Origin of the sequence: Sphingobium limneticum (assembly GCF_008710155.1) — a bacterium.
Taxonomy (GTDB): domain Bacteria; phylum Pseudomonadota; class Alphaproteobacteria; order Sphingomonadales; family Sphingomonadaceae; genus Sphingobium; species Sphingobium limneticum.
In genome coordinates this window covers 165,335-190,772 of the sequence record NZ_VYPZ01000003.1, presented here as the reverse complement: position 1 = coordinate 190,772, position 25,438 = coordinate 165,335, and the positions used below count along the sequence as shown (strand labels likewise).

General features: G+C 63.2%; 24 protein-coding genes and 2 tRNA genes. 6 read left to right on the top strand and 20 right to left on the bottom strand.

The genetic code is table 11. The annotated features are described in order from the left end of the window. The gene (gene rarD, locus F4U94_RS05555) at positions 1–870 is read right to left on the bottom strand and encodes an EamA family transporter RarD (protein WP_282957467.1); all 870 of its coding nucleotides are present in this window, start codon (positions 868–870) and stop codon (positions 1–3) included. Between the two features lie 29 nt (positions 871–899). After that, a complete protein-coding gene (locus F4U94_RS05550) occupies positions 900–1,121 on the bottom strand; it encodes a hypothetical protein (protein WP_120252048.1) in 222 nt (73 codons plus the stop codon). 159 nt (positions 1,122–1,280) lie between these two features. Here F4U94_RS05550 and F4U94_RS05545 point away from each other — a divergent pair, with 159 nt between their 5' ends. After that, positions 1,281–2,012 carry a hypothetical protein gene (locus tag F4U94_RS05545; protein WP_120250037.1) on the top strand — a complete coding sequence of 244 codons (732 nt, stop codon included), beginning with the start codon at positions 1,281–1,283 and terminating at the stop codon, positions 2,010–2,012. Between the two features lie 148 nt (positions 2,013–2,160). On the opposite strand, the gene F4U94_RS05540 is transcribed toward F4U94_RS05545, so the two are convergent. The 7 genes from F4U94_RS05540 to F4U94_RS05515 form a co-directional block, all read right to left on the bottom strand. Next, a complete protein-coding gene (locus F4U94_RS05540) occupies positions 2,161–2,844 on the bottom strand; it encodes a DUF2490 domain-containing protein (RefSeq protein WP_120250038.1) in 684 nt (227 codons plus the stop codon). Between the two features lie 105 nt (positions 2,845–2,949). Further along, positions 2,950–4,578 (bottom strand): alpha-D-glucose phosphate-specific phosphoglucomutase, encoded by a 1,629-nt coding sequence (locus F4U94_RS05535; RefSeq protein ID WP_120252049.1) that lies wholly within the window; start codon positions 4,576–4,578, stop codon positions 2,950–2,952. Between the two features lie 246 nt (positions 4,579–4,824). Next, positions 4,825–5,394 (bottom strand): aminoacyl-tRNA hydrolase, encoded by a 570-nt coding sequence (gene pth, locus F4U94_RS05530; protein WP_150411860.1) that lies wholly within the window; start codon positions 5,392–5,394, stop codon positions 4,825–4,827. Positions 5,395–5,474: 80 nt separating this feature from the next. Next, complete coding sequence (locus F4U94_RS05525) at positions 5,475–6,089, bottom strand: 50S ribosomal protein L25/general stress protein Ctc (RefSeq protein WP_120250039.1); 615 nt, start codon at positions 6,087–6,089, stop codon at positions 5,475–5,477. 126 nt (positions 6,090–6,215) lie between these two features. Further along, positions 6,216–6,389 (bottom strand): hypothetical protein, encoded by a 174-nt coding sequence (locus F4U94_RS24300; protein WP_170271907.1) that lies wholly within the window; start codon positions 6,387–6,389, stop codon positions 6,216–6,218. 61 nt (positions 6,390–6,450) lie between these two features. Next, entirely contained in the window at positions 6,451–7,335 is an 885-nt protein-coding gene (locus F4U94_RS05520) for a TraB/GumN family protein (protein ID WP_120250040.1), read from the bottom strand. Then, entirely contained in the window at positions 7,335–8,237 is a 903-nt protein-coding gene (locus F4U94_RS05515; RefSeq protein ID WP_120250041.1) for a TraB/GumN family protein, read from the bottom strand. The genes F4U94_RS05520 and F4U94_RS05515 overlap by 1 nt, the downstream gene beginning before the upstream one ends. A gap of 133 nt (positions 8,238–8,370) precedes the next feature. Between F4U94_RS05515 and F4U94_RS05510 the strand changes: the two genes are divergently transcribed. From F4U94_RS05510 to ppdK, 3 genes are all read left to right on the top strand, one after another. Next, positions 8,371–9,243 (top strand): glycine--tRNA ligase subunit alpha, encoded by an 873-nt coding sequence (locus tag F4U94_RS05510; protein ID WP_120250042.1) that lies wholly within the window; start codon positions 8,371–8,373, stop codon positions 9,241–9,243. A gap of 106 nt (positions 9,244–9,349) precedes the next feature. After that, entirely contained in the window at positions 9,350–11,668 is a 2,319-nt protein-coding gene (gene glyS, locus F4U94_RS05505; RefSeq protein WP_120250043.1) for a glycine--tRNA ligase subunit beta, read from the top strand. Positions 11,669–11,807: 139 nt separating this feature from the next. Beyond that, positions 11,808–14,507, top strand: coding sequence for a pyruvate, phosphate dikinase (gene ppdK, locus F4U94_RS05500; protein WP_120250044.1), 2,700 nt, complete (start codon positions 11,808–11,810; stop codon positions 14,505–14,507). Between the two features lie 54 nt (positions 14,508–14,561). On the opposite strand, the gene F4U94_RS05495 is transcribed toward ppdK, so the two are convergent. Further along, a complete protein-coding gene (locus F4U94_RS05495) occupies positions 14,562–15,038 on the bottom strand; it encodes a hypothetical protein (protein ID WP_120252050.1) in 477 nt (158 codons plus the stop codon). Positions 15,039–15,164: 126 nt separating this feature from the next. Between F4U94_RS05495 and F4U94_RS05490 the strand changes: the two genes are divergently transcribed. Next, positions 15,165–15,241 (top strand) — tRNA-Arg (locus F4U94_RS05490). Between the two features lie 55 nt (positions 15,242–15,296). Further along, a tRNA-Arg gene (locus F4U94_RS05485) sits at positions 15,297–15,373 on the top strand. Positions 15,374–15,427: 54 nt separating this feature from the next. On the opposite strand, the gene F4U94_RS05480 is transcribed toward F4U94_RS05485, so the two are convergent. The 10 genes from F4U94_RS05480 to F4U94_RS05435 all read right to left on the bottom strand — a co-directional run bounded on the left by F4U94_RS05480 (position 15,428) and on the right by F4U94_RS05435 (position 25,422). Continuing rightward, positions 15,428–16,879: a cobyric acid synthase gene (locus F4U94_RS05480; RefSeq protein ID WP_120250045.1), complete on the bottom strand. Its 1,452-nt coding sequence runs from the start codon at positions 16,877–16,879 to the stop codon at positions 15,428–15,430. Between the two features lie 40 nt (positions 16,880–16,919). Continuing rightward, complete coding sequence (locus tag F4U94_RS05475; RefSeq protein WP_120250046.1) at positions 16,920–18,545, bottom strand: pilus assembly protein TadG-related protein; 1,626 nt, start codon at positions 18,543–18,545, stop codon at positions 16,920–16,922. Beyond that, positions 18,542–19,006, bottom strand: a complete 465-nt coding sequence (locus tag F4U94_RS05470) for a TadE/TadG family type IV pilus assembly protein (RefSeq protein WP_249042031.1) — start codon at positions 19,004–19,006, stop codon at positions 18,542–18,544. The genes F4U94_RS05475 and F4U94_RS05470 overlap by 4 nt, the downstream gene beginning before the upstream one ends. Before the next feature lie 150 nt (positions 19,007–19,156). Next, entirely contained in the window at positions 19,157–20,041 is an 885-nt protein-coding gene (locus F4U94_RS05465) for a PAS domain-containing protein (protein ID WP_150411859.1), read from the bottom strand. Between the two features lie 107 nt (positions 20,042–20,148). Beyond that, complete coding sequence (locus tag F4U94_RS05460) at positions 20,149–20,364, bottom strand: hypothetical protein (protein WP_120250048.1); 216 nt, start codon at positions 20,362–20,364, stop codon at positions 20,149–20,151. A 26-nt stretch (positions 20,365–20,390) separates the two neighbouring features. Next, the gene (locus F4U94_RS05455) at positions 20,391–21,653 is read right to left on the bottom strand and encodes an N-succinylarginine dihydrolase (RefSeq protein ID WP_120250049.1); all 1,263 of its coding nucleotides are present in this window, start codon (positions 21,651–21,653) and stop codon (positions 20,391–20,393) included. Further along, the gene (locus F4U94_RS05450) at positions 21,650–22,669 is read right to left on the bottom strand and encodes an arginine N-succinyltransferase (RefSeq protein WP_172598764.1); all 1,020 of its coding nucleotides are present in this window, start codon (positions 22,667–22,669) and stop codon (positions 21,650–21,652) included. The genes F4U94_RS05455 and F4U94_RS05450 overlap by 4 nt, the downstream gene beginning before the upstream one ends. After that, complete coding sequence (locus tag F4U94_RS05445; RefSeq protein ID WP_120250050.1) at positions 22,666–23,913, bottom strand: hydrolase; 1,248 nt, start codon at positions 23,911–23,913, stop codon at positions 22,666–22,668. Before F4U94_RS05445 ends, F4U94_RS05450 begins: the two co-directional genes overlap by 4 nt. Positions 23,914–23,972: 59 nt before the next feature. Beyond that, a complete protein-coding gene (locus tag F4U94_RS05440; protein WP_120250051.1) occupies positions 23,973–24,881 on the bottom strand; it encodes a DUF481 domain-containing protein in 909 nt (302 codons plus the stop codon). A gap of 55 nt (positions 24,882–24,936) precedes the next feature. Then, positions 24,937–25,422, bottom strand: a complete 486-nt coding sequence (locus F4U94_RS05435) for an RNA pyrophosphohydrolase (RefSeq protein ID WP_120252053.1) — start codon at positions 25,420–25,422, stop codon at positions 24,937–24,939. Between the last annotated feature and the right edge of the window lie 16 nt (positions 25,423–25,438).

The window sequence follows — 25,438 nt, the reverse complement described above, 5'->3', positions numbered from 1 at the left end:
TTATGCCGTCGCCATTCTGTTGCGCCGTGCGGTGGCGATACCGTCGCTGGCAAAGAGGATCAGGCCGACCCAGATCAGGCCGAAACTGGCCATCTGGCCACCGCTCAGCTTTTCGCCGAACAGCAGAACGCCGCTCAGAAACTGAAGCGTGGGGGCAAGATATTGCATCAGGCCCAGCGTCGACATTGGCAGGCGCTGCGCGGCGATGGCGAACAACACCAGCGGTACGGTGGTTACGGCGCCAGAGATGATCAGCAGCGCCGTGGTCGGCACATCCTGACCAAAGCCGGTGCCGCCATGGCTGAGTTCCCAGAGCAGATAGGCGATGGCGAGCGGGGTCAGCAGCGTGGTTTCGACGCCCAGACCGGTCATCGGTGCGACCGGCGTCAGCTTGCGCAGCAGGGCGTAGAAAGCGAAGCTGAACGCCAGCGACAGGCTGATCCACAAGGTCGTCAACGCCGAAGCGGCCAGGATGGCGACTCCGATCGAGGCAACGGCGATCGCCAGCATCTGCGGCCGGCGCAGCTTTTCCTTGAGGACCAGCACGCCCAGCACGACATTGACCAACGGGTTGAGGAAATAGCCCAGGCTCGCTGCGACGATATGGCCTTCATTGACGGCCCAGACATAGGTCACCCAGTTGATGCCGATCATGATCGCCGAACCCGCCAGCGGCAGGACCAGCTTTCGGTCGCGCAGCGCGGCGACAAAGGTCGGCAACCCCTTGCGCACCGCGAGGATGCCCAGGATCAGCAGCAGCGACCAAAGGATGCGCTGCGTCACGATCTCCACCGGATCGACATGGTGCAACAGGCGGAAGAAGAGCGGCAGCAGACCCCATAGGCCATAGCAACCCAGTGCCGCCAGCAACCCCTTGCGCGCTTCGGGATGTTCCTGTGTCAGAAGATGCCTCCGCCCAGGAAGAGCCGCAACGCGCCAAAGGCCGCAACGATCAGGCAGAAATTCTGGCCGCCCTTCTTCGACGACATCAGGCCGATGAAGGCGCCGAACAGGGCCAGTGGGATCAGGATCCAGTTGAGCGCCCCCAAGAACGGAAACACCGCCGGGATCATGAGGACAAGGGTGACAAGGCCGATAAAGCCTGACAGCATATTGAGCATGGGCCGACCATGGCCGTTCATCTGTCCCAGAGCAAGACAGTGGGACAAGGCCAGTCGATCCTGGCTGGCCACCTGCGCAAAAAAATCGGCAGATTCACCAATAGTCCTAACGCAATATTAACCTTTGCTCTTCAGGACTTGTTTACGAAGGAGTGAAGGATGGCGCGTTTCCGGTCTGTTGGCATGATATCCCTGGTTCTGGCGCTCGCCGCCTGTGGCAAGGGGGACAAGGATGCCAATCTTGCGTCGCTCGACGCGCAACTGACCGACAATGCGACCGATCCGGCGCTGAAAGGCGCATTGGCCGATCCGATCGTGGTCGATCCGCAACTGGTGGGCCAGTCCAACCGCAATGCGGTGCGGACGGCCGACAAGCCTGCCAATGGGGCGGTGCCGGTCCTGAGTGGTGAGGCTGGCGCGGCGCAGGCGCAGGCGGTCAAGCTGGCGGGCGGCAAGCTGCTGAGCGCGCCGGCCGCGACGCAGGGCGAAGCATTGGCCTCTACCGTGACGTTGGGCGCGGTCGCGCGGGAGGGCGCGGGCAAGGGCAATTGCGCCAAGAAACTGAATTACGGCACGCAATGGGCGCAACGCATGCCCGAACCCTTCACCCTTTACCCCGGCGCGCAACTGACCGAGGCGGCTGGCGCGCAGGCGGACGGCTGCACATTGCGGGCAGCGAGTTTCGTGACCGCCGTGCCGCGACAGGGCGTGATGGATTATTATTACACGCTGGCGCGCCGTGCCGGCTATGATGGCGAGCACAAGATTTTGGGCGGCGACCATGTGCTGGGCGGTACGCGCGGCGCCGATGGCAGCGCCTATTTCATCCTGTTCACAGACGCACCGGGCGGCAAGACCAGCGTGGACATCATCGCGGACAACGGGCGGTAAGGCGGTTTTGCGACAGCGAGTTGGACAGGTGTTTCGGATTGCACGGCTTTAACATGCTGTAATGGCTTTGATTTTTTCGGGTCTCTGATAACGCCGCCATGCATTTTACCTATTTGCCTTTGTTGTCAAAGGCTTATTGTAAAATCCTTCAGTGCCGAAAGAACAAAGTGACCGACGCGACATGGTTGACGCGTGTGTTGCCGGAGCGCTGATTTACCAGCTGGTTGAGGTAGCCCACCTCCAGCGTCGATGCGCCCGGCAGGCCGATTTTCGCGCCGGCGAAGCTGCGTAGCTGGTCGAAGCCGCTGCGCGCGCCCCAATCCGTGTCGTTGAGGGCCGCGAACCCTTCCGCATAGACCAAAGCGTTCACGGCATCGCTGCCCGGCTTGAGCGGCTTTTCGTACCGCAGCATTTCGCGCAGGCGCCATCCCATATCGTCGCCGTTCGAGCGCCAACGCTGCTCCAGACGGGTGCGAGACGAGAGTTCGCCGCCCCAAGGCTTGCCCAGCGTCCAGCTCAATTGCTGGAAACTGCGCTCCTCATTGATATCCTTGCCGCCCTCGATCGGCACGACGACATGGGCATAGCCCTGATAGACGGTCATGGTGGGCGAGAGTTTCCAGCCCAGCGCGCCGCGAAACAGCGACTGGTCGACGCGCGACATGCCATCGCCGATCCGCGGCTGGATTTCCGCGAAATAGACCAGTTCGTCCTTGATTGATCCCATCGCGGTCAGGTTGAGCCAGAATTGCTCGTCTTCGCTGGTCGCCGCGCCGGCGGGGCTCGAAAGGAGGGCGAGGCAGGCGGAAAAGCAGGCAGCAAGGCGGCGCATGATGGTCCTTGGGACAGGAGAAAGTGCCTGTCCCCATAATGCGCGCGCATTGCTATCCCGTTTCCCGGCTGTGAGTTTGTGTCCAGCGCAAGCCTGCTTTGCGGATCAGGTAATGACGCTGGGCTTGTCCATGCCGGTGTAGCCGGCGATATCGGCGACATCCTGCGCAGCGGCGATCAGCGGCGCAAGGGCGTCGCCCGTCTCCAGCCCCAGATCGCCATCCGGTCCGACATAGCGTTCGATATAGACACGCAGCGTCGCGCCCTCCGTGCCCGTGCCGGAAAGGCGGAACACGACGCGCGATCCATCCTCGAACAAGATGCGCACGCCCTGATTGCGGCTGACCGACTGATCGGTCGGGTCGGTATAGGCGAAATCGTCGGCGCTCTTCACCGTACCGCCGCTATTGCCGGTGCCGGGCAGGGTAGCGAGCGCTCCGCGCAGCGCCGCCATCAGCGCGTCAGCCTTGTCCTTAGCGATCGCTTCATAATCGTGGCGGGCATAGTAGTTGCGGCCATAGGTGGCCCAATGATCGGCCATGATCGCAGCAACGCTCTGCTGCCGCACGGCCAGAATGTTGAGCCAGAGCAGAACGGCCCAGATGCCATCCTTTTCGCGCACATGGTCGGACCCGGTGCCCGCGCTTTCCTCACCGCAGATGGTCGCCATGCCGGCGTCCAGAAGGTTGCCGAAGAATTTCCAGCCGGTCGGCGTTTCATAGAGCGGCGCGCCCAGCTTTTCCGCGACCCGGTCGGCTGCGCCGCTGGTCGGCATGGAGCGCGCGATGCCCTTGAGCCCAGCCTTATAGCCCGGCGCCAGATGGGCGTTGGCGGCCAGCACGGCGAGCGAATCCGACGGCGTCACATAGCTGTGCCGGCCTATGATGAGGTTGCGGTCGCCGTCGCCGTCCGACGCTGCGCCGAAATCTGGCGCGTCGGCGGCCATCATCCGGTCGTATAATTGCTTGGCGTGGACCAGATTGGGGTCGGGATGGTGATGGCCGAAATCGGGCAGCGGGGTACCGTTCATCACCGTACCGGCGGGTGCGCCCAGGCGACGCTCGAAAATCTCCGCCGCATAGGGGCCGGTGACCGCGCTCATGCTGTCGAAGGCGAGGGTGAAGCCGCCGGCGATCTGCGCGCGGATGGCGGCAAAATCGAACAGACTTTCCATCAGGTCGGCATAAGCGGTGACGGGATCGACCACTTCGACGGTCATGGCGCCCAACTGGCTGGTGCCGATCAGGTCGATATCGACATCGGCGGCTTCCAGGATTTTGTAGCTGTCGATGACCAGCGATCGCGCGGCGATGGCGTCCGTCACCTTTTCCGGTGCCGGACCGCCATTGCCGATATTATATTTGATGCCGAAATCCTCGTCCGGGCCGCCGGGATTGTGGCTGGCCGACAGGACGAGGCCGCCAAAGGCGCCGGCAGAGCGGATGAGGTGCGAGGCGGCGGGGGTGGACAGGATGCCGCCCTGACCCACGATAACGCGACCAAAGCCGTTGGCGGCAGCCATCTTGATGACGATCTGGATGACTTCGCGGTTGAGGTAGCGTCCGTCGCCGCCCACCACCAGCGTCTGGCCGGCAAAGTCCTCAAGACTGTCGAACACCGACTGGACGAAATTTTCCGCATAATGGGGCTGCTGGAAGATGCGGACCTTCTTGCGCAGGCCGGACGTGCCAGGCTTCTGGTCATTGAACGGCGTCGTCGAAACAGTCTGAATCACCCAAAATCCCCTGAACTGCATTTCAGGCGCCTTATGGCCCGGTAATGTTGCACTGCGCAATCCAGTTGCGACATCCTGGCAGGGTGATGTCAGTCTGTATCGAGCGACATGCATAGCAGGGTGTTCCCCGGCGAAGGCCGGGGCCCAGTTTCAGCGTCTCATCTGGACCCCGGCCTTCGCCGGGGAACGCCGTGATTGGTCCGTTGAGCCATTGTCATGGCGGTTGGGTAAAGATGTTCTGGCCGTTCAATCCGCCAGGCGACGGGCGATCTCGTTCATGAAGCGGACGTCGTCATTCCTGGTCAGCCATTCGGCTTCGGCACTGGTCGCGCCCAGCATGTCGGCCAGCGCGTCCATTTCGCTCTTGGCGTAATTGCCCAGCACATAGCCATGGACCTTGTCCTTATGTCCCGGATGGCCGATGCCGATCCGCACCCGGCGAAAATCATTGCCGATATGCGCGTCGGTGGACCGCAGCCCGTTGTGCCCGGCATTGCCGCCGCCGCGCTTCACCTTCACCTTCATGGGCACGAGGTCGAGTTCGTCGTGGAAGACGGTGACGTCCTGCGGCGTCAGCTTGTAGAAGCGCATCGCTTCGCCGATCGAACGGCCGCTTTCGTTCATGAAGGTGGCGGGTTTGAGCAGGATGATTTTCTCGGTGCCGATCCGACCTTCCTGAACCCAGCCCTGGAACTGCTTCTTGGGGGGGGAGAAGCGATGCATGTCCGCGATCAGGTCCGCGACCATGAAGCCGACATTGTGCCGGTGCATCGCATATTGCTGTCCCGGATTGCCCAGGCCCGCCCAGATCTGCATCGAAATCCTCCAGAAAAGCAAAACCCCGCCCGAGCCTGGCTCGAACGGGATTTCGCAAATAGCTTAAAGCTGGAAAAGGCTTATTCGCCTTCCGCTTCGGCCTCAGCTTCGCCTTCGGCGCTCTTGAGAGCCGAAGGAGCAACGACGGTCGCGATGCTGAAATCGGTGTCGGCATGCAGGGCCGTGGTGCCCTTGGGCAGGGTCACCGCGCTGATGTGCAGCGAATCGCCGACTTCCAGGCCGGTCAGGTCGACCACCACTTCGTCGGGAATGTTGGCGGCATCGACGACCAGTTCGATGTCATGCGCCACGACGTTGAGCACGCCGCCCTTCTTCAGGCCCGGCGATGCGTCTTCATTTTCGAAGCGCACCGGCACATGGACGTGAACGGTGGCATGTTCCGAAACGCGCAGGAAATCGGCGTGCAGCGGACGGTCGGTGACGGGGTGGAAGGCCACGTCCTTGGCGAGCGTGCGGACGGTCTTGCCGCCGACTTCGACCATGATGACCGAATTGAAGAAGTGGCCGGTGCCGAGCTGCTTGTTGAGGAGCTTTTCCTCGACATGGATCGACAGGGGTTCTTCGTTCATTCCATAGATGACGGCGGGTACGCGGCCCTCACGGCGGAGGGCGCGGGAGGCTCCCTTGCCTGCCCGATCGCGTGCCTCGGCCGACAGCGTAAGCTGCTCGCTCATTGCGTGTCTCCAAAAGCAAAATTGATGTACTTTCCCGCCACGCCTCCAGGGATGACCATCGCGGGAAGGCGGCCCTTTAGCAGGAAATGGCGGAAAGGCAAGGGGTGGGGGCTGACGAGTGGTGCGTCAGTTCGTATCATGAAGACGGGCGCACGCCGCAGCGGCTTGGTCTTTTGTGAATCCTACCACTACACAGTCTTTGACGCAGCGGTTATAGGGCGAGTCATACATATGCTTTGCCATCAGGATCGCCAAACCAACGACGATGATGGTGGCCGATACAATGTAGAAGTTCTTCATACAGTACCCACCCGATCTTAGAGGCTTCATCTGGACTGTCGCCTGCGCGCGTGGAGTAAGATCACTGCACCCGCGTGATCGTGTACCCCTGCGCCTTCAGCAATTCGATCAGATTTTCGCGCCCGGTCAAATGCCCCGCACCCACCGCGATGAAGGGGCGGCCCTTCATCGGCTCGATCGCCTTCACCCAATCGCGATTGCGGGCGACCAGTATCGCTTCCTCGACCATCGGGTCGGGCTGCTCGCCGACCTTGTCTTCCTTGGCGATCGCCTCCATGTCGCCCTTCGACCAGGCGGTCAGGATGCGGTCGTACAGCGCCTTCATACCCTTGGCCTCATGCACGGTTTGCACCAGCAAAGCCGATTGCGCGCTTTCGGGCAGCGTGTCGAACGCCGCAAACTGGCGCTCCACCGTCTCAAGCCCGCCGATCGGCTTTTTGGCTTTCTTGTACGTCTCGATCAGCACCGGCTCGACGCCGTCGCTCTGGCTGACGCCCAGGCCCTGCTGGCTGGCGGCGGACAGCAGCATCGCGGCAGCCCAGCTTTCATAGCCGGACAGCAACTGGCTGTTCGTACCGCCATCGGCCATCGCCTTGCTCAGCGCCGCCTTCTCGCCATCGGGCACCCGCTTTTCCAGCGGCGGCAAGCCGGGGCTGCGGCCCATTTTCTCGAACAGGCCCAGCGTCTTCTGCTCGTCCTGCAAATCGGCCGCTTCCAATATCAGCCGGTCGGACGCGCCCATCGCCTCCTTGATCGCCGGTGTATCCCACGCGACGCCCTTGGGCAGGACATGGATGGTGCCGAACAGCCAGCCGTTCAGCTCGCCGCGCTGCACCTGCCACAGGGCAGGGCCGCCCTCGACCTTAGCCACCGGCTTGCTGTCCTGACCGCAAGCCGCGACCAATGTTAGAGCAAATAGCGCCAGCAGGCGGGTCGCGATGCGCATCATGGCTTGACCTTCTTTATCCGCTTGGCCTGGACGCCCAGCGCCTTGAGCTGTTCCTGCACGCTGCCCTTGCCGGCCAGATGGCCCGCGCCGACCGCCACGAAGACGGTACCCGGCTGCTCCAGCCGCGCCTTGATCCACATGGCCCAATTGGCGTTGCGCCCGGTCAGCAGCACCTGTGCCAGTTCCGGCGTGGCCTCCAGCGACTCGTTCATCGATGCGGCCAGCTTGTCGGGCTGCCCCGCCTGCCAATAGCGCAGCAGGTCGCCAAATTCCTTTTCCATGTCCGGCAGGCCGTCGACCGTTGCATTCAGGAACTGCAATTGCTGCTCCATCGGCAGGCTGGCGAAGAAGCCGACCTGCTGCTCCACCGTCTCCAGCGCATCCACCTTCTTGCCCGCGCCGGTGGCGGCGCTGCGCAATATCTTCTCCGCGCCCAGGTCATTCTTGTAGCCCAGCTTCTCCAGCGGCGCGACCGACAGGGCCATGCCGCTCATCCACGGGTTGAACATATCGAATGCCTGCCAGGGCAGGCCGTTCGCGTCCATCGCCGCCTGATATTTCGTCCGCGCGTCCGGCGTCAGTCGATCCGACAGCTTCACCCCGTCCTTCGCCATCGCCAGCCCAGCCATGGTCGCAGCGATCGCATTGGGATCGTCCGGCTCGATAATCTCCAGCACCAGCGTATCGGCCCGGTCGAAAGCGCGCTTCACGTCGCCATGGAACCAGTCGATATCGGGCTTCATCACATGGACGGTGCCGAACAGATAGATGGTCGTGTCATCATCCTTCACCTGCCACAGGGCAGGGGTCGCGGTTTCAGCCGTGCGGGCCTGCGCGACGCCGCCGATCATCAGCAGCGCGGCACTGAACGCACGGAACAGGGTGGGGAGCATCTTCATGCGTCCTTCAATGGGGAGCATGCGGCGTCAGGGCAAGCCGCTTAACCCTGTTTCCCGCCGCTTTTCCTTGACCATGGCCATGCCATGCGCCAAGGCGCGCGACATTCTAGATAGCAATTTTTGAGGACTATCCGTGGCCGAAGGCAAAGTGCTTTCCTTCCAGGACTTGATCCTGACCCTGCATGCCTATTGGGGGAAGCAGGGATGCGTCATCCTTCAGCCGCTCGACATGGAAGTCGGCGCGGGCACCTTCCACCCCGCGACCACGCTGCGCGCGCTGGGGCCGAACGCGTGGAACGCCGCCTATGTGCAGCCCAGCCGCCGCCCGACCGATGGCCGCTATGGCGAAAATCCCAACCGGCTTCAGCATTATTACCAATATCAGGTGATCATGAAGCCGTCCCCGGCGAACCTTCAGGAACTCTATCTGGGTTCGCTGGTGGAAATCGGCATCGATCCGCTGGTCCACGACATCCGCTTCGTCGAGGATGACTGGGAAAGCCCGACGCTGGGCGCTTGGGGCCTGGGCTGGGAAGTGTGGTGCGACGGCATGGAAGTCACCCAGTTCACCTATTTCCAGCAGATGGGCGGCTATGACTGCAAGCCGGTCGCGGGTGAACTGACCTACGGGCTTGAGCGGCTGGCCATGTATATTCAGGGCGTCGACAGCGTCTATGACCTCAAGTTCAACGATGCGGGCGTCACCTATGGCGACGTGTTCCTTGAAAATGAGAAGCAGATGTCGAAATGGAATTTCGAGGTTGCCGACACGGAGAAGCTGTTCCGCTGGTTTAAGGATTGCCGCGCGGAATATGACCAGTGCATCGAAAATGGCGTGCCGCTCGCCGCGTTCGAACAGGCGATCAAGGCCAGCCACACCTTCAACCTGCTTCAGGCGCGCGGCGTGATCTCCGTCCAGGAACGTGCCAGCTATATGGGGCAGGTGCGTGACATGGCGAAGGGTAGCTGCGAAAAGTGGATGGAAGTGAACGGGTGGGCCGCGTGATGACCAAGTTTAGATCCGTCATCCCAGCGAAGGCTGGGATCTCAGGCGATGTGGCGCTCCGTTCGATTGCGGCCCCAGCCTTCGCTGGGGCTTCGGAGGAAATCGCATGACCGATTTCCTCCTCGAAATCCGCTGCGAAGAGATTCCGGCGCGCATGCAGTTGAAGGCTTCCGACGATCTTGCCCGCCTCTTCACTGAGGAACTGGCGAAGGCCGGCTTGAAGCCCGCGTCGATCGACAGTTTCGTGACGCCGCGCCGCCTTGCCCTGATCGCGCGCGACTTGCCGCTGGAAACGGCGGCCGTCAGCGAAGAGTTCAAAGGCCCGCGCACCAGCGCCCCGGCACAGGCGCTGGACGGCTTCCTGCGCAAGACCGGCCTTCGCCAAGACCAGTTGGAAGATCGCGACGGCGTCTATTTCGCCGTCGTGAACAAGCCCGGCCGCGCGACCAAGGACGTTCTGGCCGAAGCTGTCCCCGCCGTCATCCGCGCCTTCCCCTGGCCCAAGTCGATGCGCTGGGGCGCGGCCAGCCAGACGACTGAAAGCCTGCGCTGGGTCCGGCCGCTCAAAGGCATCGTCGCGATCCTGGGCGAAGATCTGGTCGATATCGCGGTGGAGGATGTGCGGTCTGGCTATGCCACGCTTGGCCATCGCTTCCATCATGCCGGTGAAATCACCATCGGCGGCGCGGACGATTATGTCGAAAAGCTGCGCGCCTGCCATGTGATCGTCAGCCATCAGGAACGGCAGGCGATCATCTCGACGAAGGCCGACGAAGCCGCCGCCGCGCATGGCTATAGCGTGATCGAGGACAAGGGCCTGATCGCGGAAAATGCGGGGCTGACCGAATGGCCGGTGCCGCTGCTGGGCGATTTCGACCCGGCCTTCCTTGAGGTGCCGCCTGAAGTCATTCAGCTAACCCTTCGGATCAACCAGAAATATTTCGTGCTGCGCGATGCTTCGGGCAAGTTGGCCCCGGCCTTCATCTGCACCGCCAATATCGAGGCGAAGGATGGCGGCGTGGCGATTATCGCCGGCAACCGCAAGGTGCTGGCCGCCCGCTTGAGCGACGCCCGCTTCTTCTGGGAGCAGGACCGCAAGACGAAGCTGGCGGATCATGCGCAGAAGCTGGAACGCATCACCTTTCACGAAAAGCTGGGCACCGTCGCCGACAAGGTGGAGCGGGTCGCCAAGCTGGCCCGCTGGCTGGTGGAAGAGGGGATCGTCGGTGCCAGTGCTCCTGCGAAAGCAGGAGCCCAGGGCGACGAAGCGCAATCTGGCCATGGGCTCCTGCCTTCGCAGGAGCACAAGGAAGAGTTGGCCGACCTCGCCGAACGGGCCGCCCGCCTGGCCAAGGCGGACCTCGTCACCGAAATGGTCGGCGAATTCCCCGAATTGCAGGGCGTGATGGGCGGCTATTATGCCCGCGCCGAAGGCCTGCCCGATGCGGTGGCCGACGCGATCCGCGACCATTACAAGCCGGTCGGGCAGGGTGATGATGTGCCGACTGCGCCGGTGACGGTGGCGGTGAGTTTGGCGGATAAGCTAGATACGCTGCTGTGGTTTTTCATGCGAGAAATGCAGCCTTCCGGCTCTCGTGATCCCTTTGCGTTGCGCCGAGCGGCGCTCGCTGTGATAGCCCTACTTACCAAGAGCAACCTGCGCCTAAATCTGCGGATGCTGACAACCAGAATCATTGCTGCAATGGGGGTGATTGAAAATAATCAGCGATCAAGTGATCGAGCCGCACGCGATGAAGTGATCTTAAAAGGAAGCCATATTCCTAAGCACATCCACGAAGATGGGGATGTTATGGCTGCATTTCGCAGTAGCCAAGCTGCTGTTGATGAATACATCGCGTTAGAATTTCCAACTGGATCGGCTTCCCTCAAGGACCGATTCTCCGGATTTGAAGTCCAATTCCTCGACTTCTTCGCCGACCGCCTCAAGGTTCAGCAGAAGGAAGCGGGCGTTCGGCACGACCTGATCGACGCGGTGTTTGCGCTGGGCGGCGAGGATGATCTCGTCCGTCTGCTCGCCCGTGTGAAGGCGCTTCAGTCCTTCGTCGCGACCGACGACGGCACCAATCTGCTCGCTGGGTACAAGCGCGCCGCCAATATCCTCAAGAAGGAAGGCGTCGAGACGGCCGAAGCGATTTCGCTGTCCTACACGCCCGAACAGGCCGAAGCTGACCTGCTCGCCGCGCTCGACGTGGCGGAGCCGCAAGCGGCGCAGGCTGTTGCGGCCGAGGATTTCGAGGGTGCCATGGCCGCGCTTGCCACGCTTCGCGCGCCGATCGACGCCTTCTTTGAAAGCGTCACGGTCAACGACGCCGATCCGGCGAAGCGCACGACTCGCCTCGCGCTGCTGGCGCGGGTGCGTGCTGCGGTGCACAACGTGGCGGACTTTTCGAAAATTACGGGATAAGGAAATTAAATTCCGAAATGAATGGGAAATATGCGAAGTTAAGCGCGTTATCTCCTATTCTATTCTATCTTAAATCGCTATTTGCGACATTATTATTGCATCGCACAACACGGCAATCAGTGCAGGGAGAGCCGGATCTATGGTTACGACGGAAGAGGCCATCATGAACAGCACCGCGACCCGCTATGTCTATCGTTTCGGCGGCGGCGTGGACGATGGCGGTCAGGGCGACCGCAATCTGCTGGGCGGCAAGGGCGCCAATCTGGACGGCATGGCGGCGATCGGCCTGCCGGTGCCGCCGGGCTTCACCATCACGACGGACATGTGCACCCGCTATTATGTGGACGGTGGCAAATATCCCGAAAGCCTGAACGCCGAAGTCGCCAATGGCATCGCGCATATCGAGGGCATCACCGGCAAGCGTTTCGGCGATGCCGCCGATCCGCTGCTGGTATCGGTCCGTTCGGGTGCGCGCGCGTCGATGCCCGGCATGATGGACACCGTCCTCAACCTCGGCCTCAACGACGAAACCGTGATCGGCCTGGCCAACACGTCGGGTGACGAGCGTTTCGCCTGGGACAGCTATCGCCGTTTCATCCAGATGTATTCGGACGTCGTGCTGGAACTGGACCATGGCGCGTTCGAGGAAGCGCTCGAAATCGCCAAGGAAGATAATGGCTATACGCTCGATACCGAGCTGACCGCCGACGATTGGAAAACGCTGGTCGCCGAATATAAGGCGCTCGTCCAGAAGCTGTGGAACAAGCCTTTCCCGCAGGATGTGCATGACCAGCTGTGGGGCGCGATTTCCGCCGTGTTCGGCTCCTGGCAGTCGGAGCGCGCGAAGGTCTATCGCCGTCTCAACAACATCCCCGGCGAATGGGGCACCGCCGTCAACGTGCAGGCGATGGTGTTCGGCAATATGGGCGAAACCTCCGCCACCGGCGTCGCCTTCACGCGCGATCCGTCGACCGGCGAGAACGCCTATTATGGCGAATATCTGATCAACGCGCAGGGTGAGGATGTCGTCGCCGGCATCCGTACCCCGCAATATCTGACGCTGGCCGCGCGCGAGCGGGCAGGGGCCAAGCCGCTGTCGATGGAAGAGGCGATGCCGGAAACTTATGCCGAACTGGCAGGGGTCTTCGAAATCCTCGAAACCCATTATCGCGACATGCAGGACATCGAATTCACGGTGCAGCAGGGCAAGCTGTGGATGCTGCAAACCCGTTCGGGCAAGCGCACCGCCAAGGCCGCGCTGAAGATGGCCGTGGACATGGCGCATGAGGGCCTGATCACGGAAGAAGAAGCCGTCGCCCGCGTCGATCCCGCCGCGCTCGACCAGCTGCTTCACCCGACCCTCGATCCCAGCGCGCCGCGCGATGTGCTGACCAAGGGCCTGCCGGCCTCGCCGGGCGCCGCATCGGGCCTGATCGTGTTCGACGCCGACACTGCCGAGCGCCGCGCCGAACTGGGCGACGCCGTCATCCTCGTCCGTGTCGAAACCTCGCCGGAAGATATTCACGGCATGCACGCGGCCAAGGGCATCCTGACCGCGCGTGGCGGCATGACCAGCCACGCCGCCGTCGTGGCGCGTGGCATGGGTCGTCCCTGCGTCTCGGGCGCTGGCGGCATTTCGATCGACGGCAAGACCAAGATCCTGCGCGTGGGCGGTCGTGAATTGAAGGAAGGGGACATCCTGACCATCGACGGGTCGACTGGCGAAGTGATGGCTGGCGAAGTGCCGACCGTGCAGCCCGAACTGGCCGGTGATTTCGGCACGCTGATGGTGTGGGCGGATAAGGTTCGTCGCCTCAAGGTGCGCGCCAACGCGGAAACGCCGCAGGATTGCAAGGTCGCGCGCGAATTCGGCGCGGAAGGCGTGGGCCTGTGCCGTACCGAACATATGTTCTTCGACGCGGCGCGCATCACCGCCGTCCGCGAAATGATCCTGGCCGACAGCGAGAAGGGCCGCCGCGTGGCGCTCGACAAGCTGCTGCCCGAACAGCGGGACGATTTCGCGCAGATCTTCATGGTGATGGCGGGCCTGCCGGTCACCATCCGCCTGCTCGATCCGCCGCTGCACGAATTCCTGCCGCATGGCGAAGCGGAGTTCGAGGAAGTGGCCAAGGGCGCTGGCGTCAGCGTCGACACGCTCAAGCGTCGCGCCGCCGAGCTGCATGAATTCAACCCGATGCTGGGTCATCGCGGTTGCCGCCTGGGCGTGACCTATCCCGAAATCTACGAGATGCAGGCCCGCGCCATCTTCGAAGCGGCGCTGATCGTGAAGGCGCGGGGCGGCGAAGCGCCGATCCCGGAAATCATGATCCCGCTGGTCGCCACGCGCAAGGAGCTGGAGCTGATGAAGGCGATCGTCGATCGCGTCGCAGCCGAAGTGTTCGAAGAACAGGGCAACAGCGTCGACTATCTGGTCGGCACCATGATCGAACTGCCGCGGGCGGCGTTGAAGGCGGGTGAGATCGCCGAAGTGGGCGAATTCTTCTCCTTCGGTACCAATGATCTGACGCAGACGACGATCGGTATCAGCCGCGACGATGCCGGCCGGTTCCTGACGCAATATGTGGACAAGGGCATCTTCGCCCGCGATCCCTTCGTCAGCATCGATGTCGAGGGCGTGGGCGAACTGATCGAACTGGCGGCGGAACGGGGTCGCAAGACCCGTCCTGGCATCAAGCTCGGCATCTGCGGCGAGCATGGTGGCGATCCGGCCTCGATCGCTTTCTGTGAGCAGACCGGCCTCGATTATGTCTCGGCATCGCCCTACCGCGTGCCGATCGCCCGATTGGCGGCGGCGCAGGCCGCTCTCGCGAAGAAGTGATATGAAAAGGGCGGGGCATCAAACCCCGCCCTTTTTCTTTGTGGCTATGCGCGTTTAGCCGAACAGGCCGCGTTTGCGGCCATGCGCGAGATCATCGGCCTGCTTGCGCCAATTCTCATGGGTGATGGTGCCAGGCTTCAGGCCCAGACGCGCCTCCAGCGTCGCTTCCTGCTCGGCATTGAGCGCGGCGATCTGGCCATAGCGATGATAACCGGCCTCGTTCAGGGCAACCTCCTGCGCCTGGCTGACCCCGCTGATCCGGCTCAGATCGTCGCGGCCATGCACCGCGCCCGCAACCGCCGTGGCGGTGCCAGCGCCGATCGGCCCGGTCGACTGCCGCTCCAACTCCGCGATGCGGGCATTGGAAGCCTCGATCCGCGCGTCGCGATCCTTGATCGCCTGGCGATGGGCAATCTGCTCGTCACGCCACAGTCGACGATATTTACCGCGACCGCTCATCATCAGGCCCAGCAGCCAGCCGATCACCAGTGCAATCAGCAGCAGCGCCGCCTCGTTCAGATTAAAGCTCATCATCGAATCCTCCTGACCGCATCAACGAAAAACGGCGGTTAAAAGTTGCCGGGCCATAAAAGTGCAAGAAAGGGAAAAAAGGGGCTTGCCCAATCTGCTAAGCGCTTCTATCTGCGCCTCTCCAACGCACCCGTAGCTCAGCTGGATAGAGCATCAGACTACGAATCTGAGGGTCGGACGTTCGAATCGTTCCGGGTGCACCATTGGAAACATCGTGATAGGTTTTGGCTTCAAGCCTTTGCCTTTGCATAGAAAAGTGCACCCGTAGCTCAGCTGGATAGAGCATCAGACTACGAATCTGAGGGTCGGACGTTCGAATCGTTCCGGGTGCACCATTCTCCCTACGGTGAGGAAAAGTCAGGCGGCGAAAGCCGCCTTTTTCTTTGCCCTCACGCCATGGCCAGCGCGACCATGGCGTCGATATCGACATGCGTTTCGAGCAGCGCGGAAACCTCATCCAGCGCATCCTCGACCGACTGGTCATAGTCCGCACCGGTCGATTGACCGCCCAGCCGCTGCAACAATGCATCGCGCAGGGCGGTACTGCCCAGCAGGCCATGGACATAGCTGCCCATCACGCGCCCGTCGCGACTGATCGCGCCATCCGGCCGTGCGCCATCAAGCAGCGCGAAGGGCCGCTCGCAGTCGGGACCGACAGTGGCGCCCATATGCATTTCATAGCCGCCAAAATCGGCATCCAGCGCGCGGCCCCGCACCTGCTCCAGCGTCTTGCCGGCCGACAGGCGTGTGTCCACGTCGAGCAGGCCCAGGCCCGCGATCGATCCCGCCGGCCCCTCCAGCCCATCGGGGTCGGCGATGGTCCGCCCCAGCATCTGGTATCCGCCACACAGGCCCAGCACGGCCCCACCGCGCCGATGATGGGCGCGAATGTCGATGTCCCATCCTTGCGCCACCAGCGCGCGCATATCGGCGATGGTCGCCTTCGATCCCGGCAGGATCACGAGCGCCGCGTCGCCGGGAATGGCCTGACCGGGGCCGATCATGCGCAGGTCGATGCCCGGCTCCAGCTTGAGCGGATCGAGATCGTCGAAATTGGAAATGCGCGGCAGCACCGGGCAGGCGACGACCAGTGGTGCGGCAGAGGAGAATATCCGCCGCTCCAGCACAACCGCATCCTCGCTGGGCAGGCGGGCAACGGCGTTCAGCCATGGTACCACGCCAAAGCCGCGCCAGCCCGACAGCGCCTCGATCTGGCGATAGCCATCCTCGAACAGGGCAGGGTCGCCACGGAATTTGTTGATCAGAAAACCTTGGATCATGGCCGCATCGTCCGGGTCGATCACCGCGCGGGTGCCGACCACCGCTGCGATCACGCCGCCACGGTCGATATCGCCCACCAGAATGACGGGAACGTTGGCAGCGCGGGCGAAGCCCATATTGGCGATGTCGCCGCCGCGCAGGTTGATTTCGGCCGGCGACCCGGCACCTTCGACAACGACGATGTCGCACTGGCCCCGCAACCGGTCGTAGCTTTCCAATACGGCGCCCAGCAACTGTCCCCGCGCGCTGCGGAAATTGCCGGAGCCCAGCGCCCCGCGCACCTGGCCATGGACGATCAATTGCGATGTGCGATCGGCCTGCGGCTTCAGCAGCACCGGGTTCATGTCCGTATGCGGCGCCACGCCGCAGGCGATGGCCTGCAAGGCCTGCGCCCGGCCGATCTCGCCCCCGTCGCTGGTGACGGCGGCATTGTTAGACATATTTTGCGGCTTGAACGGACGTACCCGATAGCCCCGGCGCAGCAGCGCGCGGCATAGCCCCGCCACCAGCACCGATTTGCCGACGTCCGATCCGGTTCCCTGCAACATGATAGCGCCCATGCAACGCTCCTGAAGGCGGAGCGACGCGAAGGCAAGGGAATCAGGCGACGATGGACGCCATGCCGCACCGGCGCTGATGCACACGTACCTCTGCCGATCCCACGCGGACGCCCAATGTCGCGGTGACGCTGTTGATGATGCCGTCCAGCAGGGGCGCCGTGGTGCCCACCAGGGCGCCCACGAGAGGGCTGAGTGGGCTGTTGCTGACGGTCAGGCCCAGTAACGACACCTGAAGCTGCGTCTGCCCCGCCAGGCTGGCGGCTATCCCCTGGGTCAGATCCTGCGTGCCGACGGTCTTGGCCTGTTGCGCGCCTATCTCTGCTGGGGAAAAATGGACATTGTGGGTTTGCGTGCCGCCCAGGGCGATATTGGCATAGCCGGTGACGCGGGTGCCCAATGCCTGCGCCAGCACGGTGGCGCGCGGGCTGGCCGGCACGGAGAAATTGGTCAGCGCGTTCATATCGATATCGCCCAGGGCGGCCACTCCCACCGATGGCGTAACCGCGAGCGTGACGCCGCCCGTTTCTCCGCATTGGATATCGGACAGACGCGCTTCTGCGGCGGCCAGTTCGATATAGAGCGGGATACGCACCGATGCGATGCCCGACAGGGCGGTGGCAACGGTGCTTTCCAGATAGAGGCGCGTCTGCGCCGTGCGCAACACCACGTCGCGCTTGGCGGTGATGCTCATCAATGGGGATCTGGCCTGCCCTTCGCCCGTCACCAGCATCAGCCTGGTGCTGGTCAGGCCCGGTACGGCGATGCGCAGGTCCATCGGGATCGTAGTGCCGGACGGCGGGCTGAGGAGCATGCGCAACATGGAGAAGGCGTCGAGCACCACGCTGGGCTGGCCACTGGCATTGGCGGCGCCGCGCATGGGGCCAAGATCGATAATGTCGCTCAGCCGCACGGACCGGCACGGTATGCGGCCCGCCAGCGCCAGCAGCGTGTGGGTGGCAGCACTGTTGCCTGCGCTGTCCGCCATCGCACCCAGCAGATCTGCCAGAGGAATGTCCCGATCGAACAGCGCGCCATAGGCTTCGCCATTTCGCCCGGTTCGCGCGCGTAGCGCATCGGCAAAACCCAACAGGTCCAGGTCGGCGCTGACCAGCCCATTATAATCCATCACCGACAGATTGAGCTCGGTTCCGGTCAGGTTGGACAGCAGCATGTTGGGCAAGCCGTCGCTCAGCGAGGCGAGGCCTGTGCCAAGCGAGAAGGCTGCGGCATCGCTCCGGGCCGCGGTCGCCCGCGCGCTCAGGTCTATGCCATCGCGTCCAACCAGCAACCGGCCGAAGAAAAGCGGTGTGCGTCTGCGCAGTTCGACCCGCATCGCGCCGCCGGTCGGATCGTTGGCGCGGAACCGCTGCTCCACCGGTACGGTTGGGTCGGCGGCATAGCTGCCGGTGTCGAGCGTAGCCAGAGCGATGCCGTTGACGCCGCTCTGGTCGATCAGCTGTTCAGCGGCGGAGCGCCCGCCATCGGCGGCGGCTAGCGCCGCTGCATCCGCCACGCCCTGCAATTGGCGACGGGCGAGATAGACGGACCCAAGATCGACCGCGACGGTCGCAGCTCCCGCCAGCATGAACAGCGATCCGGCCAGGATCAGCGTAACGCCCCCGCGCCGGTCCCGCGTGAGCGCGCGATGGAAGGGCACGCGGATCATTGGCTGTTGATCCGCACGACCGCGCTACGCTCCAGCGTGGCGCCGGGCAAGGGAAGCGGCATGGCGGCGAAGAGCGGGGCATTGGCCAGATTGTAACGCAGCGTCACCCGGTAATAGCCGCTATTTTCCCCCGTGCTGACGCCGATCGTCTGGGCAGCGGGCGCGGGGAAGGCGGCGCGGGCGGCAATGATGCTCTGGTCGACCAGGGTGCGGCGCTCATTGGTGGTCAGCCCGGCCACTGAGGCACGGGCGGCGTCATTGGCCGCCTGTTGCAGGCTATGGGCCGTTATGAACCAGCTGCCATAGCCCAATATGCCCATTAGCAGCAGGATCAGAACCGGCAGGACGAAAGCTGCCTCGATCAGGCTGCTGCCGGCCTGATGGCGGATAAGCCGGATAAGCAGCCGGCATGGTCGGGCAAGGATGCTATCGCAGGTCATGAAAGCCATGTTAGCGCGCATGGTTCAAGATCCTGTTTGCCGACCATCCGTCGCGATTGACGGATTTTACACAGGCTTTGGCATGGATATCGGGACGGAAACGGGCGATTTCGCGCAAATCTTGTGCTGGGCGGATGCGCTCTGTCCGATATGGACGTTGTTGGCGGCAAATCAGGGCATGCTATACGAGGTGACGACGATCACCGCACCCTCCGTTCCGTAAATGCCATGCAGGCGCGCGATGGCGGCATCTACGGGCGCGAGGGCCCCTTCATTGGTCAGCAACTGGGTGGCAAAGCGCATGTCGCCTTCGCCCCGCAACACCCGCTCCAGCCGTTCGCGGAACAGCGGGCGGGCGGGCAGTTCGACCAGATCGGCGATCGGCACATCGGCCAGGCGATCGGCAGCAAGGCCTACCATCGCGCAGAAGCTGTCGTTCACCACCTCGATGAAGCCGCGCATCGACACACGGACATAGCCTACGCCGCCATGTACGCCCATGGCTTTGAGTATCGCCGATTTGACGTCGGCCAACGGATGGCGCTGCATGTCGGCAGTAATGTCCCGCAGCAACAGAGCGACGCCACCGGCAAAGGGGAAGGTCTGCACATGCAGCCACACATCATCGCGAAAGGGGGAGGGGATATCGGCCGCGCTGGCTTCTCCGGAGGACAGGCTGTGGCGGATATGCGCTTCCGTCAGCGATCCGGCCAGTTCGGGAAAGGCGTTCCATAAGGACTGCCCGTCCAGATCGCGGTCCCAACGCTTGGCCATGGCCAGCGCCACGCCATTTACATAAGTGATGGCGAGGTCCGGCCCGCACAGGACCAGCCCCTGATGCATGCGCGCCGCCAGTTCGAAGGTACGATCGGGGGCCGGCGCTTCGTCATCCCCCACCGCCATCGTCCGAAACCGGTCCAGCCCCATGAAGACATGGGTTTCGCGGCCATGATGCGTCACCATCACCGGCTCACGCGATCCGACTTCCCGCCAATGGGCGAAGTTGCGCACCAGTTCGGCGGCGGGCACGCTGCGCCTGCGACGATCATCCAGCATGTCACTTTCCCTCCATGAACCCAACGGAGGGAGGATAGTGCAGATCGGGCGGATCGGATCGCGCAGTTCGATCCGTTATGGAAGAAGCCGGCGATTACAGCGGATGATTACAGGCCGCGCTGATAGTCCAGCGCATCGATGATCTTGCCCCCGGCCATGAAGACCGCGCCCGAACAGGCGAGCGCCAGCAGGTGGCCGCCGGTGCCCGGATATTGTTGCATATAGACATGCCCACGCTCGGCCGCGCCCAGCGCCAGCGCATAGATGACCAGAAACGCCTCGAACTTGGTCTTGATGGTGAAGAGGCTCTTGATCCGTTCCATATCATCCCGTCCGGCTTGCCCTGCCGTCAGGGAGACAAGTCGCCCGACAGCTGCAAATGGTCAACAAGAGTTAACCATGATTGTTCGATCCGGGCAATCAGCCGCGTGTCGCCCAAATCCTGGGGTTCGATGGATAATGGCCAATATTGGGACACGATCTGCGCAATATCATCCAGGCGCGCTTCGTCCACCAGGAAGCGGGGATCGATGTCGGCGGGGTCGGCCACCACGCGCAATCGCAGGCAGGCGGGGCCGCCGCCATTGGCCATGGATTGGCGCACGTCGACAGGCACCAGCCGGCGGATCGAGCCATTGCCGGCGATCATCTGTTCCAGCCATTGCCAAACCGCCGGCGTCTCCTGCGCTTCGGTCGGCAGGATCAGCGCCATGCCGTCGCCGTCGGGCAGGGTGACGAGTTGCGCGTTGAACAGATAGGATTTGATCGCATCGCTCAGGCTGACCGCGCTGGCCGGTACCTCGACGATCTCGACACAGGGCAGGGCGGCGCGCAGGTCGGCGTAGAAGGTCGCCTTGTCGGCAAAGGCCTGCTCATGGGCGAAGAGTACATGCTCGTTGGCCACGGCCACGACATCATTGTGGAAGGCCCCTGCGGCGATCGCTGCTTCCGATTGCTCGACGAACAAAGTGCGGGCGGGGTCCAGACCATGGTTGCGGGCGATCGCCTTGCTCGCTTCGACATGCTGCCGCGCGGGGAAGGCACCGCCCGCACGGCCATAGACGAAGACTTCCACGCCAGCCTCGCCATGGCTCTGCGCCAGTCGCATATGGTTGGCCGCGCCCTCGTCGCCGAAGGGCGCCGGGACCGGATCATGCACGGCGAAGGCCCGGCTGTCGGAAAAGGCGATGCGCAATTGTGCCAGCGTCTGGGGCCATTCATGGCTGCGATGCGGCATGGTGACGAGGTTGGCGACGGTCAGGTGCGTGCGCCCATCCGCCGTGTCGCTAGCTGGCGAGATGGTCGCGGCGTTGGCCGCCCACATGGAGGAGGCGGACATGGCCGCCGCCCGGATATGCGGTTCCGCATTGCCGACATCCGTGCCCAGCTTCGTCAGCCAGGCGACGTCGGGCCGCCATTGCGGCAGGAAGATGCCCTGCGTCAGGCCGAGGCGGATATTGCCGCGCATCTTCTCCAGCCCCTGAAGCGCCGCCGCGCGCGGGTGCGACACGCCGCCGGCGTTGCGCGCGGAGGCAAGGTTGCCAAGGCTCAGGCCCGCATAGTTATGGCTGGGACCGATGATCCCGTCGAAATTGATTTCCCGGACGCTCATGCCCGGCCCGCCATGGTGAAGGACGCGCCGAGATCGAGGCCAAGTCGTGCTGCGCTGGCCGCGTCGAGCGATATGTCGCCCTTGTCGTCCTGCTGCACGAAACCCCATGTACAACGATAATCGGCCAGTCGGCCGGTCGCGATCAGCATCTTGTCCCCGCCCTTGTCATGGGTGGCGGACAAAGTGACGTCGCGCGCGCCGGCGATCGTCCGCAACTGGTCGATCTGCCCCACCATGGTCGGACCGCCATCGAAAATGTCGACATAGCCCGCATTGTCGAAGCCCTCCGTCTCCAGCATCCGCATCGCCGCGCGGCCGTTGGGGTGGGGCAGGCCGATGACGGCGCGGGCGCTGTCGGTCAGCATGGCGGTGTAGATCGGCGTCTTGGGCATCAGGTCGGCGATGAACTGATTGCCGTTCACCGCATTGAATTCGTCCGCTTCCTGGAAATTCATGCCGAAAAAGCGCCCGGCCAGACCGTCCCAGAAGGGCGATCCGCCCGCCTCGTCGATCACGCCGCGCAATTCGGCCAGCACCTTGTCGCCGAAGCGGCTGCGATGCGCGCGGATGTAGAGATAGCGGCTGCGCGCCAGCAGCAGGCCCAGCCCCTCGGCCCGCTCGCGCGGATGCAGGAACAGGCCGCCGACCTCCGCCGATCCTTCCAGATCGGTGGTGAGCGAGAGCATCTGCGCGCGGAAGGTGCGGCCCAATTCCCGGCTATGCTGGGTCAGCACGCCGAGACGATAGCTGTAGAAGGGCCAGCTTTGCCCGACGGTGGAGAATATCTGGCAGGTACCGCGCACCTGCCCCGTCTCGACATTTTCCAGCACCATGACGATCAGTTCGTCCTCAATGCCATCGCCTTCGCGCGCCAATGCCTTTTCGGTACGCTCCAGCTTGTTGGCCAGCGACGTGCGGTCGGGCGGCAGGTTGGTGAAGCCACCGCCGGTCAGCTTGGCCATTTCATAAAGCGTTTGCAGATCGTCCGCGCGCGCGATGCGCATGATGAAGCTCAAGCGGTCATCCCCTCTGTCTGATTATGTCCTGGTATGAATTGCCCCTGTGCGATCCGCCATAGGGCCAGCGCCGACAATTGCGCCCGTTCGGGCAGGCTGTCGGTCAGCAGAAATTCGGCATCGCTATGGATACTGCCGCCGCGCACGCCCATCGTGTCGACCACAGGCACACCGCACGCCGCGATGTTATTACCGTCGCACACGCCGCCCGTATCGCGCCAGCCGATGCTGAGGCCCAGATCCGCGCCGCATTGACGGACCAGTCCGAACAATGCCTGCGCCTTGCCGTCCATCGGCTTGGGCGGGCGGCCGAAGCTGCCATGCAAATGCAGGCTGACGTCATGGTCGCGGGCGACATCGGCCATGGCCCGGTCGATCAGCGCGCGGGCGGCGATTTCGTCCGCCGGCGTCCGGGGCCGGAAATTGACCCGCAGCACCGCGTGGTCGGGCACGACATTGTTCGGGCCGCCGCCGTCGATCTTCGCCGGGTTGCAGGAAAAACCGCTGCTTTTGCTACCCGCCTTCAAGCGCAGCGCCAGATCGGCGGCGGCGAGCAGGGCATTGCGCCCATCATCGGGATTGCGGCCGGCATGGGCGCTGAGGCCCGTAACGATGATCGAGAAATTGCCGCTCCCTGCGCGCGCGCCGGCCAGCGTCCCGTCGGGCAGGGCCGACGGTTCATAGGTGAAGGCCGCCAGCTTACCCGCCGCCGCCGTCCGCAGCAGCGCGGCAGAAGACGCGCTGCCCACTTCCTCGTCGCTATTGATGATGACGTCATAGCCCAGCGTCGGCACCGCCTCCGATCCCTCGATCGCGGTCAGCGCCGCCAGCATGACGGCGATGCCACCCTTCATATCGGCGACACCGGGACCATTGAGGATGCCCGGCTCCAGCCAGCGCTGGTCCTGAAACGGATGATCGACGGGAAAGACCGTGTCCATATGCCCGGTCAGCAGCAGCCGGATCGGCGCATTTGGGCGAACCGACAGGTGAAGGTGCCGGCCGTGGGCGATCGGTTGAACGCGTCCGTCAGGCGCAACATTATCGACCGGCGCCGGGTCGATCAGGCGCAGGTCGCCGGGCAGTATTGAAAAGGCGTCGGCCAGCACATCCGCCATCCGGGCAAGCCCATCCAGATTGCGCGATCCGCTGTTGATCGCGGCCCAGGCCTGCGTCTGCGCCAGCATCGGCGCGGCCGCCGCGCGATCGAGCAATAGCCGTTCCTGCGATGAAAAATCCCTCATCCGCCCTGATCTATCAGAGCGTTGGGCCGGCCTCCACCCCCGCAACAAAATTGCGTGGTTCAGAAATCATAGGTCAGGGTCAAGCGGCTCAGCGTGTCGAGGTCGCGCGATGTCAGCAACGTCTCGGATTCATATTGGATATTGTAGGAAAAGGCCGCCGACAGCCGCGTACTCACCTTGGTTTCGACCGATGATAAGGCGTTGAGCGTATAGACGTCGCTCTCCGCATAGCCCGACGCGGTCTGCTTGAACGTCACCGTCGGCGTTGCCCGCCACGCCAGCGCCATCGATCCGCGGACGCCCAATTTGGTTTCCCGATCGCCGATCATATATTTGGCATGACGCACCGAAGGACCGATATCGGCCGACAGATCGACCGGCTTGCTGACGATCAGCTTGTACCCGACACCGACCGAAGCGGTGTAACGTTCGTCATAGCCGATCGACGTATCGCGCTCGAACTGGGCCAGCCCATAGGCGAAGCCGCGCGGATCGAACTCGTAGCGCGGCTCATAGCCGGCGAAATAGCGTTCGCGCGATGTCACGCCGTTGGCGCGGCGATAGTCTGCAGCGGCAGTCAGCTTGTGCGACCATTGCAGGCCGGCGCGGGTGGCCGTGGCCGATGCGCTGATACCCAATTCGCTCGTGGAGCCGGTGGAACGGAAGCCGCCAGCCTCGATCCGGCCGGTCCATAGCTCGTTGAAGCGTGCCTCGCGAATCACCGTGTCATGCGTGGCCTTGGTCCGTTCTTTCCAGCTATTGACCATGCGCTGGATTTCGTCGGCCGATGCCGGATTGGTCTGCTTGGCGATCTTCGACACGGTGGCGATGTCGGTTTCGTTGCCGTTGGCGATCGCCGCTTCCATCATCTCGCGCACGGCGGGTGGCAGCAGGGCCGATTCGGCTGCCTGCGCGGCGGCAGGCAGGGCAGCGATCAGCAACGACAAGGGGATCAGACGGGCATGCATAGGCCCGTCATAGACAAGCGACAGCAGATTTTAAGCCCCCAAAACGCTCATCCGGTCAGATAAGCGCCCGGAACTCCTGCAATATGTCGCGATACAGCTTGCGCTTAAACGGCACGATCAGCTCCGGCAGCGTATCGGGCGCAGTCCAGCGCCATTCCCGAAATTCAGGATGCTTGGTCTGGATATCGATGTCACTGTCCTTGCCGATAAAGCGGGCCAGGAACCAAAATTGGCGTTGGCCGCGATATTTGCCGCCCCACAGCTTGCCGACCAGCTCAGGCGGCAGATCGTAGAAATGCTCGTCCTTGGCCGTGGCGATGATCTCGACCAGTTCGCTGCGGATGCCGGTTTCCTCTTCCAACTCGCGCAAAGCGGCGGCTTTCGCTTCCTCGCCTTCGTCGATGCCGCCCTGCGGCATTTGCCACGCCTCGACCACATTATCGAGCCGCTGCCCCACGAACACCTTGCCATCCGTGTTGACGAGCATGATTCCGACGCACGGCCGGTATCCCAATTCCTGATCGTTCGGCATCGAAGCCATGATTTCCCCAAACAAA